The following is a 13,834-nucleotide window of genomic DNA, read 5'->3' as shown; positions in this document are numbered from 1 at the left end:
AGACATATTCGCCGGCCGCCATGGACATGGCCCCGGCGACGAGGCCGGCAACGCCCGCCACCAATATATCGGCCGGCTTCGCTGCTGCCGTCGCCTTCTGACCACGGCGTTCACCTACGCACTGTCGGGTCTGGTCGAATGGACATTGGCTTTCGCGTTCATCGCCGGGGGCGTGGTCGGAGGGCCGATGGGGACCCGTATCGCGAGGCGCCTCGCGAACACGCGGGACACGCTCAGAACGATATTCGGGGTCATGATCTTCTTGGTCGCCGGCTACATGCTCTGGAAGAATGCCGTGGCGTAGGGGAGCAACGTCCGCGGTTTATAATGAATCCGGACGAACGCGCCGCCTCGGTTTCATTGGCAAACTGATTTCAGCGGCGAAGCAGCGATCCGAGCGGCCCTTCGAACATCGGCCAAAAGATCGGCCAAATTCCGCGGTAGACGCAGAGAAACATCAGGTATAGAGCCAGTTTCCGCGATAGAAAGATCGGCCAAAATGCCTGTTGTTGAAGCGCACGACAGGATCGAGCCGGCCAGGATCGAGGCCCCGGCTGGCGAGTTGCTCGACCTCGTGGCGGAGGTGTCGGGCAGGGGGAGCGCACTGGGGTCGCGGCTTCACCCGCGCACCGCCGACAATCTCGCCGACCTGGTCCGGGTGATGAACACCTATTACAGCAACCTCATCGAGGGCCATCATACCCGACCGCGCGAGATCGAGCGCGCGCTGAAGGGCATCGCTGAAAACGACGAGCGGCGCGACCTTCTCGAGGCGGTGGCGCATGTCCGGTTGCAGACCCGCATCGACGCGGATGCCGCGGCGGACATGCTGCCCGACCCGGCCGACCTGGCGTTTATCCGCTGGCTTCATCGCGAATTCTACGACGGCGCGACCCTCTCCATGCGTACGATCAAGAGCCCGAAACGCTCCTTCGTCATGGTGCCGGGCGAATGGCGCTCCTTGCCCGAGCATGATGTCGAGGTGGGCAGTCATCTGCCACCATCGAGCGGTCAAGTCGCCGATTTCATGGCCTATTTTCATCGTCGGTTCGCGTTCGAGCCCGGGCCGGGGGACAGGTTGCTCGCCGTGGGGCCCGGCAAGGCGGCGCGCATTCTCGCCATGGCCACCGCGCACCATCGCTTCAACTATATCCATCCCTTTCCCGACGGAAACGGCCGGGTCAGCCGGCTGATGAGTCATGCGATGGCGCAAAAAGCCGGGATCGGCGCTCGAGGCCTGTGGTCAGTCTCGCGCGGCCTCGCACGAGGGCTCGACGCCGGGCCTGAGGGACGCGAGGAATATAAGCGCTACATGGCGTTGGCCGATGCGCCACGGCAGGGAGAGCGCGACGGCCGGGGTAACCTGTCGCTCAACGCGCTCGAGGTCTTCGCGACCTGGTTCCTCAAGGTCTGTCTTGATCAGATCGACTTCATGGCTGGCCTGTTCGATCTCGACACGCTCGCCAGGCGGCTTGAGCGGCTGGTCGCTCGCAGCGAGACCCTGTCACCTGAAAGCCTCAACCTGTTGCTCGAGGCGTTGATTCGCGGCGAGTTCGAGCGCGGCGAGGTCGTGCGCATCACGGGCATGCCTGAGCGCAGCGCGCGTCGGGTGCTCAAGGAACTGACTGGCCAGGGCTTGCTCGCCTCGTCGACCGAGAAGGGACCGGTGTCGTTGCGTTTTCCAAGCGATACGCTCGAAGTCCTTTTCCCGAAGCTCTATCCCGAAGCGTCGATCTAGGAGCGGGCCCCCGACGACATTGGGCGCCTGATAAAGGACCGGCCAAAAGAACGGCCAGAAATTGCGAGCATCTTCATGAATATCGAGGATCCGCAATAGCTTGTATGGAGCGACAATCGGCCAGAATTGCCGGATTCGGCCGCTCGCAGATGATTTTCCGCCACTCAGCTCACTCCCGCTTCAGGACAATTCTCCCTGAGCGAAAGTCACTGCCGTGCACCTCGGGACGGCTCATTACACCATGTTAGGACGCGCCATGCCGAGATAAGGTCGGTGACGAAGGCGCGCCGGCAATCTTGGAGCGCTCAGCTGTCGTACAGATTTGCGCCGACTCTGGCGCTTTGCAATCGCCTCGCCGCTTGCCGATGATGATAGCGTGTATTATGTGTGTAGCACGCGACGCCAAAAGAGGTTCAGATGCTTCGTCAATCCATTCTTGCAGCCGCACTTGCTTCAAGCGTCGTCGCCACCCCTGTGCTCGCCAAAGGTTGCATCCGAGGTGCGATCGTAGGCGGAGTTGCCGGCCACTATGTCGGGCGAGGCCATGCGCTTGCCGGTGCCGCAGCCGGGTGCCTCGTTGCGCGTCACCACTATGCCCAGAAAGCCAAGGCCCAACGAACCTCGCCACGCCGCTGATGACAATGAGCGCATGATCCAATCGGCCGATTCCGAATACAACAGTTCGGAACCGCTGGTGCGAGAGTGCCCACAATCAGACGTTCTTGGGGATTCGCTCGCGGTCGGTTTCTCAGCATTCGGCGCGGGTCCCGCCGCCAATGGCGGACGGTACAGCCCGGACATTCATCTCCGCCATGACCCGAGCGCGACCGCGGCCTTCGCCGAAACCCATGTCCGCCGGCTTGAGGCCATCCGCCGGGCGACGGGCGGGGCTGAGCGGAACGCCGATGGCAGCTGGACCATCGCGCCGGATCATCTGGCGCGCGTCAGAGCCTGTGAACGCGCCCGCGCCGGGCGACAGCCGGTCGCCATCGAGACCTTGTCGGAGCGGCCGCTGTCGAAGCTTCCGACGCATGAGGGCGCGACTTGGCTCGACCGCGAGCTGACCGCTGACAAGCCGACCGATCTAGGGCGAGGGTTTGGTGCTGATGTCCGCCAGGCGCTCGACCTCCGTCGCCAATGGCTGGTCGCCCAAGACCTCGCCGAGGCGGACGGCGATACGGTGCGCTACCGTCGCAATCCGCTGGCCGTCCTCCAGCTACGAGAGTTGCGCGCGGTCGCGAGCGGGCTTGCGGGCGAGCTGGACAAGCCGTTTGTCGAGGCGCGATCGGGGCAGCAGGTCGAAGGCATCTGCCGGCGAGCGATCCAGGCGGGCGACGGCAAATTTGCGCTGATCGAAAACTCGCGCGAGTTCACGCTCGTGCCCTGGCGGCCGGTGCTCGAGCGCTCCGCCGGGAAAACCGTCTCCGGCATCGTGCGCGAAAGCGGAATCAGCTGGACGATCGGCCGGACCAGAGGGCTGGGCATTTCCTGACTGATCAAACTCGCCGCAACTGGCCCGACAGCGCCCTTCAGCACCATCGCGTCGAGACGCTCCTGGGCACATTCTGTCGGCATCAGATGATCGAGTGAGCGTGCCCGTGAAGACGTTCAAGACCCGCCACCAATTCTACCTGCCCGACGATTTGTCGAAGCGCCTCGAGGGGCTCGCCGCAAAACCGGGATCGTCAAAGACCGCGATCCTGACCGACGCTCTCCGCTCCTGGTTGGATCGCAAGGCCGGCGACGAGCTCGACCTGCGGTTCGGTGCACGACTCGATCGGCAGACCCGCTCGAGCAGCCGGATGGAAGTGCGGCTCGACCATGTTGCAGCGGTGCTTGACCTGTTCGTTGCGCACCAGATGACCCTCGTTGCCCATCAGCCCCCGTTTGACGAAGCGACGAGCAGATTGGGCAAGACGCGCTACGACCGGTTCATGGGGCAGGTTGATCGCGTGCTGACGGCGCGCAGCGGTAAATCAAGTCAGCCTGAAGCAGGAGCTGGCAGCGGTGATTGAGCCCCGTGCTCCGGTGATAACGGTCAGGATTCGGGAAGCGTGCCGGATCACCGGGATTGGTCGATCGAAACTCTATGAACTGATTGACCCGCGAAGCGCCACTGCTCCTCGACGTCGGATCTCGTCGGCTCTGGGCGCTTCGTCTGCGATGAGGACTCCAAGTCAAAGTTCGCCTGCTCCCCGCTATCGCTGCCTATTTCCGGATCGCCTTGGCCCCCCAGGTGCCAATAGCGACGGTAAGAAGTACCAAGCCCAACATTCCGAATAGCCGGAATAGCACAAGAAATTCTGACGATATTATTGTAATACGAGTGAAAAATGTCGACAATACAAGAAATGTCGTCGAAAATAATAACATAAAGAAGCTGTAAATAAACGACCTGTGGTAAGTTGGCATGATTAAATTATCCGGGTAGAGGTTGGTTTTTGTAGGGCTGGATCGTAAGTATATCGGAGATGGTTATGCGCGAGTGTCGGCATTTATCTTGTCAGACGTCGACGTGCTCGGGTAACGAGCAAACTTATCAAAAACCAACCGTCACGTATTCGCCCGACGCAGTCGATACCAAATGTCGCACGTGTCCCCGTCCGGGGAGCTGAAGACGCGCCCGCCTTCCGGGCCCTTCCAGCAAGCGGGAAGGGCCGTGCCACTGCGCGCAGTGGTATCCTGCTGTACCAAGGCGTTGATCGCCGGTGAAAGGGAGCGCTCCAAAGATCATCGTCCGGTCCTGTATATCGCCCTGCCAGTCCTCTTCCGACCCCAGTCCAGTGCCGCCGCTATGGCTGGCTTCGGACCGTGTCGCCCGCGTCGTCACTCCTCTCGCGGAGCTACCGGGTAGATTATGAAACGATCGTGGACCTGAGGCTGCTCCGGGACATCCAGCGCCGCCTTCAAGCCGGTTTGCAGCTCACCGATGCTCTCGACGGGCAATTCGAGGGGATGCTCGTCGGGATGTGTCGACGCCCTGTGCGAATAATCGCGCCCGGGCGTGCGCGTCATCTCGATATGCGCGCCGAGCACCGCACGAATTGGATGCGTGGCGGCGAAGGTGGCGAGGCGGTCAACGCTGGCGCGCTCGTCGGACATGAAATTGACCGGCACGTACAGGCGGCCGGGATAGAGGACGTCGCCCGACAGCAGGATCTTCATTCTTGGATCGTAGATCATAATCGAGGCCGCCTGGTGTCCCGGCGTCGGCACGATGTCGAGAACGCGACCGCCAAGGTCGAACCGGGCTATCGCGTCCGGCCAGTTCCCGATGCCGAAGAACCCCGCCACGTCCGCCGGCTTCAGCCCGATGACCGTGGTATCGGGGCGATCGCGAAACGCAGCATCGCCCGCGATATGATCACCGTGGCTATGACTGTGCGCTACCACGAGTGGGATACTGGTGCGGTGATGCGCGGCCAGCCAGTTTGCCACGAGGCTGTCGACGACCGGCCTTATCTTGCCGCCCTCCGCCCCGGTATCGACCAGCAGCGCCTTGTCCCGCCCGAAGATGAGATAGAGGAAGGGCGCCTCGAAATTGGTCTTGACCGATTGCCGAATGACATAGGTGTCACGGTCAAGCGACTGGACTTGCGCCTCCGGCTCGGCACCGCTGGTGCCGTCGATCCACTTTTCAGGGAACAGCGCAGGAACCGCGGCGCTTCGTGCCATCACCTCCGGGGTGATCAGCACGCCATTGGCGAGCATGCCGGCCAGGCAGATTTTCGCCTTCCAACCCGATCGGGAAAACGCGCCCAGCCCCATCTGATTCCTACTCCTCATGACTATAGCCGAGTCCGCGGACCGCCGACGGGCTAGCCGGCCACCGACGTGGATCGGGCCTGTTTCTCCTTGATCCTCGCGATCAACGGCCGGGCCGGGAAGATGAACTGTTCCCAGATCGACAGTCTCCTGCGTTCGTCCTGGCCCACAATGGAGGATTCCCCGTCGCGATAGGTGCCGCATATCCGATCGATCAAAATCAGTGAGTTGCCATAGTTGCAGCGCGTATCTTCATAGCTCAGGGCAGTATGATGAAGGCTGTGATGCTGGATTGTCGTGAAAAAGAAGGAGTACCATCGGGGTGGGTCGGACCGAACATTGGCGTGTGCGAACGTGGAAATCACGGTCAGAACGTTGAACGCGCAGAACTCCGCGGCTTGCGGCAAATCGAACAGAGCAACCACGCTGAGGCTGATCAGGAACAACTCGATCGGGTTGCCCACCGCGCCCTTCATCGCGTTCAACTGTGTGATGTGGTGATGCGGCGCGTGCGTCGACCAGAAGAAGGCATTATTGTGCATCAGCCGGTGCATCCAGTACTGGCCGAACTCGACAAGGAAAATCACCAGGGCGACCTGCACGAGAAATGGCATGTGCATGGCCCATTCGGTGGTGATACCAAGCGAATGCTTAGTTGCCTTCAACGGCTCTTCGGCCAGCTTGGAGGTTGCCCACGCAATCGCGGTGTAGCTCAGGATCACGTAGAAAAGATCCGTGGCAAATTCGCGCTTGTTCAGCCGCCATCCGGCATGCCGCTCATGGACCCCCTCAAGCACCTGCACGAACGCCGTGGTGACGGCGCCCGCCACGACAATCGACCATGGGCTTTCGATCCAGGACGCGGGGCCGAACGCCCAGAATAATATGACCATGGCGATCGTCGCGGGCGGCACCAGGTTGAAGAGCTTTTGCTTCATGGCATTCCTACCTTGATCAGGCCCTTGCTCACCCTGGAGTGCCCATGGCGGACACTCCAGGGTGGTGACCTTCGTCAATAATGATAGCTTAACTCGATTCCCACTCGTCGCGGCGTCAGGACCGATTGCGTGTAGAAGCGCTCGACGACACCCTGGCCCGCTACGGTTCCGAATGCGTCGCGGATCCGGTCGAGCGAACTGCGATCGTTGCCGATCGAGGTGATGGCATATTTGTCGAAGATATTGTCGGCGAACAGGCTGACCTCGTATTTCGGGGCGTGAAAGGTCACCGATGCGCGATGCGTGATATAGCCCGGGATATCGGTGCCGAAGCCGCGCAGCCCGACGCGCGAGTAGATGTCGCCGGTGTAGGTGGCCGTCCAGTTTGCCTCGATGGTCCGTTCACCCCCGAGCGGATATGTATAGGTGGCCTGCGCGCTGCCCGAATGCTTGGTCGAGCCGGGCAAACGGTCGCCCGGCTCCCCATCGAACAGGTTGGACGTGTAACCGGGTCCCGGGTCCTGCACGACGACCAGCGCCGGAGCGAGGCTCGTCAGATGCGCGTCGGTATAGGCATAAGTGGCCTGAACGACGAGGCGGGGCGTGACCTTCACGAGGCCGGTGAACTCCACGCCTTGCGATATTGCCTTACCGGCGTTCTTGGTGATGCCGATAGCGCCGTAGATCGTGGTGCTCGGCACCTGAATGCCGGTCCAGTGGGTACGGAAACCGGCGAGCGTGAATTGCACCCGCCTGTCGAGCAGCGTCCCGCGAAGGCCGATTTCGGCGTTGCGCGTCTTGTCCGGCCCGTAGAATAGTTCGTCCGGCAGCGCGCACAGCACCTGGCCGCCAGCCGCAGCCCTCGCCAGATCCTCGGGCGTGCAGGCTACCACTCGGTTGGCACCGCCGACACGGTAGCCGGTCGAGTAGGTGCCGTAGACGAGCAGGCCGTCGCTGACCTTGTAGGAGGTATTGGCCTTCCAGACGAAACCGTCGGAGTCGGCATGGCCCGGCGTGAAGCGACCCGGCAGGATCGCCGTCGACGGATAGGGAGCAACGCCGACGCCGATCAGAGGCAGGGCCTGACCACCCACGGTATCGACATGGTACTTATAGTAGCGAAGGCCGCCGGTGATCTGCCAGGCCTTTGTCACGTGGAGAGTCGCCTCGCCGTAGACCGCTTTTTCGGTCAGCTCGGTGTGCGATGACGACTCATATTCCAGATTGTCCGGGCGATTGATTCCGGCGAACTCAGCGAAACCGGGCGTATATTCGTGGCGGTCGGTCTTTGTCTTCAACCGGTTGTAGAATCCGCCGAGAACCCAGCTGATCGGGCCGCCATGCGTTGAGACCAGGCGCAGCTCCTGGTTGAACTGCTTATATTCCTGGTTGTTGATCGCGTAGGAGGAGAATGCCGGAAACGCCTCATATCCGTAATTCAGATCGAGCAGCAGATCGGTATTGTCCTCGGTATTGTGGTTCTTCTGCACCGTATAAGCCGTCGCGCTGATGAGCTGCGCGACGTTGAATAGGTTGGCATAGATTTCGGCCGAGAAGAGATCAGATTTGCGATCGAACGGTTCGGCATAGCGGAACGGCGCCTCGTATCTGCCCGTCCCCAATATACCGGCGGCATTCACCTGCCGGCCACCGGTCTTGGTCTCCTGATGCGCGTAGGTGAGATACGCTTTGAGATCCGGACTATATTCGAGAAGGAGCTGGTTGCGCGTCGTGAAGGTGTGCTCGTAGTTGAGATCCCGCTGTGCGCGGAAATTGGCGGCATAATCCGCCGGGGTGCCAAACCCGGTCGCGGCGAGGGTCGTGCCACGCACCGGCTGGGGATTGGATGTGCCAGGCTTCTGGAGAATATAGTTATAATCGATGAAGCCGTTGTCATGGTAATATCCGACGACTGATCGGAACGCGATATGATCGGTCACCAGCGGCACATTCACCGTCACGTCGCCCGATCCACTGAAATCGCCGCTATGGGACTCCGCATAGCCGCGGGCGTGGAGATCGACCGAGATCCGATCCGTGTTCGGCCGGCTGGGGAGGTAGCGCACGGCGCCTGCAAGCGTGCCCAGACCGTAGAGAGTGCCCTGCGGCCCCTCGAGCACCTCGACACGCTCGAGATCGATCAGTTTGAAGTCGGCGTAGAGCGGAACCTCGCCGAGATAGACGCCGATCGAATTGTTGGTGTTCGAGCCGGTGTCGCTGGTGTCGCCCGAGTTAATGCCGCGCAGGATGATGTTGCCGGTCGAGGCGGGCCCGGAATCCACCACAGTGACGCCAGGAGTGAACGCCGCGAGCCCGCGAATATCGTCGATCCGCTCCCTGGCGAGCATTTCGGCCGAGACAGCGCTGATGTTGATCGGCGCGTCCTGCAGCGTCGTCTGGCGGCGGCTGCCGGTCACGACGATGTCATTGGACTCGCCCTGGGCGCCGCTGTCCGCGGGGGTTTCCTGCGCGAACGCAGATGTGGCTCCGACGCCCATCAGCATGGTCGCGCAAAGTAATGTGTTGCGAATCAATGTCATAGTCACTTCGACCCCTTGCTATTGAGCCCGTCGAAAAGTGACATCCCCCCATTGACGCTCTGGCTAAACCGGCGCCTTCTCAGTCCATTTGCGTTTCGTCGTCTTCAATATTCCACGGCTCCCGCCACAGCGTGCGGCGGGCTTGCCGAGGCCCCGCAGAGCCGCGAAAACCGGATCGTGCGTCGCTGGACGGCCGCATGGCGCAGCTGACCGGCCTGCGAGTCCGGCGACGCCGACGACCGGCGCCATGGCGCTCGAGAGAACAGCATTGCAGACCAGCTTCCGATCCACGGACCCCCACTTTCAGCCGGCGATGACCGGCGTTGCCGAACCCTTTCTTTTCCGCTGTTTTACGGAACGATGACAGAAAGGTATGGATATTACGGAATACGTCAAGCGTAATAATTTTGCAGTTGCTCAGTATGAAGCAGAATCGCGCTGCACCGCACAAAACAGCGCCTTTTCAAGCAGCACGACAGACTCACCGCTCGGTTTTCCATTGCGCACCGCTCGTGAATCGGGGTTCGAATCGCTGCCCTGGTCCCCGATGCGCGAATCACCAAACAAATGATTCGCGGTGATACGCTTGTCCGAGAAAATTGGCGGACATTGCCTGAGCGGGCACGGCGCAAGGCATCTCGCACTCCGCCCACATCGATAAGCCGGTAAACGACCGCTGCGCTGGCCTAGCTGCGCCGGAAGATATTACCTGTCCTTCAATCAGTAATATTTTCGATGGACAAACCCATCGATTGCAGAGATGCTGCGGTGCGAAAGGGGATCGAATCATGATCAGGAGATTTGGCAGGGCGAGCGGAATGGCGCTGATGGCCGGAGCGCTTATGATCGCATCCTGTTCCCAGTCGCCGGGCGTCAAACCGGAGCCGCGCCACGAGTTCAATATCGGGTGGTCGATCTACGCCGGGTGGATGCCCTGGCCCTATGCCCAGCAGGCCGGCATCGTGAAGAAGTGGGAAGACAAATACGGAATCAAGATCCACATCGTTCAGGTCAACGATTATGTGGAATCGGTGAACCAGTACACTGCCGGCAAGTTTGACGGCGTGACCGTCGCCAACATGGATGCCCTCACCATTCCCGCCGCGGGCGGCAAGGATACCAGTGCCATCATCGTCGGGGATTATTCGAACGGCAATGATGGTATCCTGCTCAAGGGCGCGGACCAGCTCAGCGCGATCAAGGGCAGGCAAGTCTATCTGGTCGAGCTGTCGGTCTCCCACTATCTCTTGGCGCGCGGACTGGAATCGGTCGGCATGAAGCCCGACGACGTAAAGACCGTGAACACGTCCGATGCCGACATCGTCGGCGCCTTCGGCAGCCCGGACGTCAAGGCGGCAGTCGCGTGGAACCCGCAGCTTTCAGTGATGAAGGCACAGCCCGGCGTGAAGCAGGTCTTCAGTTCCGCCGACATTCCCGGCGAAATCCTCGACCTGCTGGTCGTCGATACCGCCACGCTCAAGGCCAATCCGAACCTCGGCAAGGCGCTCGCCGGGATCTGGTATGAAACCACGGCCCTGATGAAGCGCCAGGACGCCAAGGGCAAGGAAGCGCGGGCGGCCATGGCGAAACTGGCCGGCTCGAGTCCCGAGGCATTCGACAGGCAGCTCGCGACGACCTACCTCTATTCGGATCCCAAGGCCGCAGTGACGGCGACATCGGCGCCGTCTCTCGTCAAAACCATGACGCAGGTACGCGATTTCAGCTTTTCCAAGGGGCTGTTCAAGGGCGCGACGTCCGCCGGCGCGGTCGGCATGGCGTTCCCGGGCGGAAAGACCCTTGGCGATCCGAAGCATGTGACGCTTCGGTTCGACGAGAGCTTCATGAAACTGGCTGCCGACGGGAAGCTCTGATCGCGTCCTTGCCTGGTTTTATCGTCCCTTGCTTGGCTTATCGAAGGTGATGTGACGACATGCGTTGGGTGAACCGCCAAGTTCGCCGGAGCGACCGGATCGTTCTGGGTTCGCTGCCGATCCTCCTTCTGGTGCTGCTCTATATCTTCATGGCAGCCGAGCGCCACGCCGCGAATCCGGTGGACAAGATCCTCCCGTTACCCAGCGGCATGGCCCAGGGCATGTCAGCGCTTCTTTTTCAGCCTGACCAGCTTTCCGGCCAGTTGCTCTTCTGGGCCGATACGTTGGCCAGCCTCCAGCGGCTGGGGATCGGGCTCGGCATCGCGACCCTGGCGGCACTCGTTGTGGGGCTCGTGCTTGGCCTTTTGCCACCGGTGCGCGCCACCCTGGGGCCGCTGGTGACGGCAATCGCCGTGATCCCGCCGATCGCCTTGCTTCCGATCCTCTTCATCGCGCTGGGGCTGGGTGAAACGGCAAAGGTCGCTCTGATCGTCATAGGAATAGCGCCAGTCATGGTGCGCGACATCGCCGCCCATGTCGGCGCCTTGCCGCGGGAGCAGATCATCAAGGCCCAGACCTTGGGCGCTAGCAGCTGGCAGATCATGATCCGTGTCGCGTTGCCCCAGGCAATGCCGCGCCTTCTCCACGCGATGCGCCTGTCGCTCGGCCCGGCCTGGGTGTTCCTCATCTCCGCCGAGGCGATCGCATCCGATGTGGGCCTGGGCTACCGGATCTTCCTCGTTCGCCGCTATCTCGCGATGGACATCATCATCCCCTATGTCGCCTGGATCGCCCTTCTGGCAATCCTGGCGGACATGGCGCTCGCCTTTCTCAGCGTTCGCCTGTTTCCCTGGGCGCATGGAGCGAACCGTTGAGCACGCTCCTCAGCCTTCGCGAGGTCTGGATCGAATATGGCGACAAGATCGTCCTCGAAAGGGTGAGCCTCGACATCGAGGCCGGCTCCTTCGTCTCGATCATCGGGCCTTCGGGGGCGGGAAAGAGCAGCCTTCTTCGCATCCTTCTCGGCCAGGAAATCCCGACTCGCGGGACCATCCTCCTCGATGGGGTGCCGCTCACGCCTGAGTGCGGGCCGGACCGCGGCGTCGTTTTCCAGCGCTACTCGGTGTTTCCGCACCTGTCGGTGCTGCGCAACGCGGTTTTCGGGATCGAATGCGCAAAGGCGCCGCTTTCGGCGCGCCTGTTCGGCGCCGCGCGCCGCGCTGCCATGGATGAGGCGGTCGAGATGCTGAACGCGGTCGGCCTTGGCGACAGCCTCCATCTCTATCCCGCCCAGATGTCCGGTGGCATGCAGCAGCGGCTGGCAATCGCCCAGGCCCTGATCAAGCGCCCGCGCATCCTCCTGCTCGATGAGCCGTTCGGCGCGCTCGATCCGGGCATCCGCGCTGACATGCACGGGCTCATCACCCGGCTTTGGCGCGACTATGCGCTGACGATCGTCATGGTGACCCACGACATCCACGAGGCCTTCACCTTGGGAACGCGTGTGATCGCGCTCGACAAGCGCCGGCACGACCCGCACGCGCCCCACCGCTTTGGCGCGACGGCCGTCTACGACATTCCGCTCCGGAACAGGGTCGACCCCGCGGCCGTCGAAAAGCCCGGAATGGCAATAAACGAAATATTATCAAGCAGTTGAGGATTTGACATGAGCACCGAACCCACCGGCCTGGCTAGGCTTAGCATGAGCCTTCCCGGGGATTTGTTCCGCCAGCTGGATATAATGGTGGAGGAGCGTGGACTGCCGTCGCGCTCCCAGCTCATGGCGGAACTGATCCGCCATGCCCTTGCCCAGCACGAGGCGTTCACCCGGCCCGACGATCTGCTCGCCGGCACGATCACGATGGTCTATCGCGGCGATCGCGGGCGCGTGCGGCATCAGCTGGCCCAGACCCAGGCCCGATACCTGAAGGAGGTGATTTCCTCCCAGCACGTGTTTCTCGAGGATGACCAGTCGCTCGAGGTTCTGCTGGTGCAGGGCCCGGCCGTGAGGCTGAAGGAACTGTGCGACGCCCTTCGGCGCGTCCGCGGCGTGCAGCAACTCGAACTCGTCGCGACCACCGCCCTCCTGCCGCCTCTGCACGAGCAGGAAGCCGAGAGCAGCAAGGCTGCGGGAGCCGCCGCATGACCGATATTCTGGCGAATCCAATGGCTGCGCGCGATCATGCGCGCGGCATGGCGGGCACGGTGGTCGAAGCGATGCCGGTGCTGCCGCCGGTTGCGGACGATCTGCCCGCGGGCGTGCCCGCGGACGCATTGCTGTGGGAAGAGACGATCGCGGCGGGCGGCTATGCCACGCGGCGCCTCACACGCGGCGCGCGCCTGCGGCTGATCGACGTCAAGGGCGACGCTTGCGCTTCGCTGCTGCTCTTCAACGCCGAGATGCCGACTGAACGGCTCAACGTCGCCGACACAGTGAAGGTGCAGTGGAACGCCTATCTCGGCGAGGGCAAGCTGCTGCTGTCGGACATGGGCCGAGTCCTCATGAGCATTCTGCAGGATGATGCCGGCACCCATGACAGCTTTTGCGGCACCTCCAACGCAGCGGCCAACGCCGCCAGATATGGAAGCGGAAACAATAGCGGCCCTTGTCCCAGCGGCCGCGACCGGTTCCTCCTCGGCGTGGCCAAGCATGGGCTTCAGCGCCGGGATGTCCATCCTTGCGTGACGCTGTTCAAGGGCGCCAGGATCGAAGCCGACGGGGCGATCGTGCCGCAGATCGGGCCGTTTCCACCGGGCCGGGCCATGGTCCTGCGCGCGGAAATGGACGTGATCGTCGTGATTGCGAATTGCCCGCATGTCCTCGATCCGCGCACCGACTGGACGGTGACGCCGGTGCGCGCGACCGCCTGGCGTGGCCCCGTCACGCCCGCCGACGATCCCATCCGCAACGCGACGCCGGAGGGCCTGCGCGCCTTCGAGAACGTCGAAGACTATTTCCGTCGCTAAGAAGGAACAGGCCTG

Annotated in this window: 14 protein-coding genes; 10 read left to right on the top strand and 4 right to left on the bottom strand. The window is 62.2% G+C overall.

The window, feature by feature from the left end; translation table 11 throughout:
* Positions 1-61: hypothetical protein (locus ABD050_RS10295; protein ID WP_343889223.1), on the bottom strand; the 61-nt coding region annotated here is incomplete at its 3' end.
* 84 nt (positions 62-145) lie between these two features.
* Between ABD050_RS10295 and ABD050_RS10290 the strand changes: the two genes are divergently transcribed.
* The 4 genes from ABD050_RS10290 to ABD050_RS10275 all read left to right on the top strand — a co-directional run bounded on the left by ABD050_RS10290 (position 146) and on the right by ABD050_RS10275 (position 3,753).
* On the top strand, positions 146-304 hold the full coding sequence (locus ABD050_RS10290) for a hypothetical protein (RefSeq protein WP_343889222.1): 159 nt from the start codon (positions 146-148) through the stop codon (positions 302-304).
* A 195-nt stretch (positions 305-499) separates the two neighbouring features.
* Positions 500-1,738 carry a Fic family protein gene (locus ABD050_RS10285; RefSeq protein WP_343889218.1) on the top strand — a complete coding sequence of 413 codons (1,239 nt, stop codon included), beginning with the start codon at positions 500-502 and terminating at the stop codon, positions 1,736-1,738.
* Between the two features lie 649 nt (positions 1,739-2,387).
* Positions 2,388-3,230, top strand: coding sequence for a DUF3363 domain-containing protein (locus ABD050_RS10280; RefSeq protein WP_343889217.1), 843 nt, complete (start codon positions 2,388-2,390; stop codon positions 3,228-3,230).
* Between the two features lie 106 nt (positions 3,231-3,336).
* Positions 3,337-3,753 carry a ribbon-helix-helix protein, CopG family gene (locus tag ABD050_RS10275; RefSeq protein WP_343889216.1) on the top strand — a complete coding sequence of 139 codons (417 nt, stop codon included), beginning with the start codon at positions 3,337-3,339 and terminating at the stop codon, positions 3,751-3,753.
* Between the two features lie 811 nt (positions 3,754-4,564).
* Here ABD050_RS10275 and ABD050_RS10270 read toward each other — a convergent pair.
* From ABD050_RS10270 to ABD050_RS10260, 3 genes are all read right to left on the bottom strand, one after another.
* Complete coding sequence (locus ABD050_RS10270; protein WP_425542433.1) at positions 4,565-5,524, bottom strand: MBL fold metallo-hydrolase; 960 nt, start codon at positions 5,522-5,524, stop codon at positions 4,565-4,567.
* 32 nt (positions 5,525-5,556) lie between these two features.
* Entirely contained in the window at positions 5,557-6,441 is an 885-nt protein-coding gene (locus tag ABD050_RS10265; protein ID WP_343889215.1) for a sterol desaturase family protein, read from the bottom strand.
* A 74-nt stretch (positions 6,442-6,515) separates the two neighbouring features.
* Entirely contained in the window at positions 6,516-8,939 is a 2,424-nt protein-coding gene (locus tag ABD050_RS10260) for a TonB-dependent receptor (RefSeq protein WP_343889214.1), read from the bottom strand.
* Between the two features lie 415 nt (positions 8,940-9,354).
* Between ABD050_RS10260 and ABD050_RS10255 the strand changes: the two genes are divergently transcribed.
* The 6 genes from ABD050_RS10255 (at position 9,355) to ABD050_RS10230 (ending at position 13,819) form a co-directional block, all read left to right on the top strand.
* A complete protein-coding gene (locus ABD050_RS10255) occupies positions 9,355-9,552 on the top strand; it encodes a hypothetical protein (RefSeq protein ID WP_343889213.1) in 198 nt (65 codons plus the stop codon).
* Between the two features lie 217 nt (positions 9,553-9,769).
* On the top strand, positions 9,770-10,852 hold the full coding sequence (locus tag ABD050_RS10250) for a putative urea ABC transporter substrate-binding protein (protein ID WP_343889212.1): 1,083 nt from the start codon (positions 9,770-9,772) through the stop codon (positions 10,850-10,852).
* Positions 10,853-10,911: 59 nt separating this feature from the next.
* Positions 10,912-11,727 (top strand): ABC transporter permease, encoded by an 816-nt coding sequence (locus tag ABD050_RS10245; RefSeq protein ID WP_343889211.1) that lies wholly within the window; start codon positions 10,912-10,914, stop codon positions 11,725-11,727.
* Entirely contained in the window at positions 11,724-12,509 is a 786-nt protein-coding gene (locus tag ABD050_RS10240) for an ABC transporter ATP-binding protein (protein ID WP_343889210.1), read from the top strand. The genes ABD050_RS10245 and ABD050_RS10240 overlap by 4 nt, the downstream gene beginning before the upstream one ends.
* Positions 12,510-12,518: 9 nt before the next feature.
* Complete coding sequence (locus ABD050_RS10235; protein WP_343889209.1) at positions 12,519-12,998, top strand: CopG family ribbon-helix-helix protein; 480 nt, start codon at positions 12,519-12,521, stop codon at positions 12,996-12,998.
* Positions 12,995-13,819, top strand: coding sequence for an urea amidolyase associated protein UAAP1 (locus ABD050_RS10230; protein ID WP_343889208.1), 825 nt, complete (start codon positions 12,995-12,997; stop codon positions 13,817-13,819). Before ABD050_RS10235 ends, ABD050_RS10230 begins: the two co-directional genes overlap by 4 nt.
* The last annotated feature ends 15 nt before the right edge of the window (positions 13,820-13,834 follow it).

It is taken from the genome of Sphingomonas oligophenolica (assembly GCF_039522915.1).
In the GTDB taxonomy this organism is placed as follows: Bacteria; Pseudomonadota; Alphaproteobacteria; order Sphingomonadales; family Sphingomonadaceae; genus Sphingomonas; species Sphingomonas oligophenolica.
The sequence above is the reverse complement of the archived record's forward strand: the minus strand, read 5'-3'. Positions and strand labels throughout refer to the sequence as shown.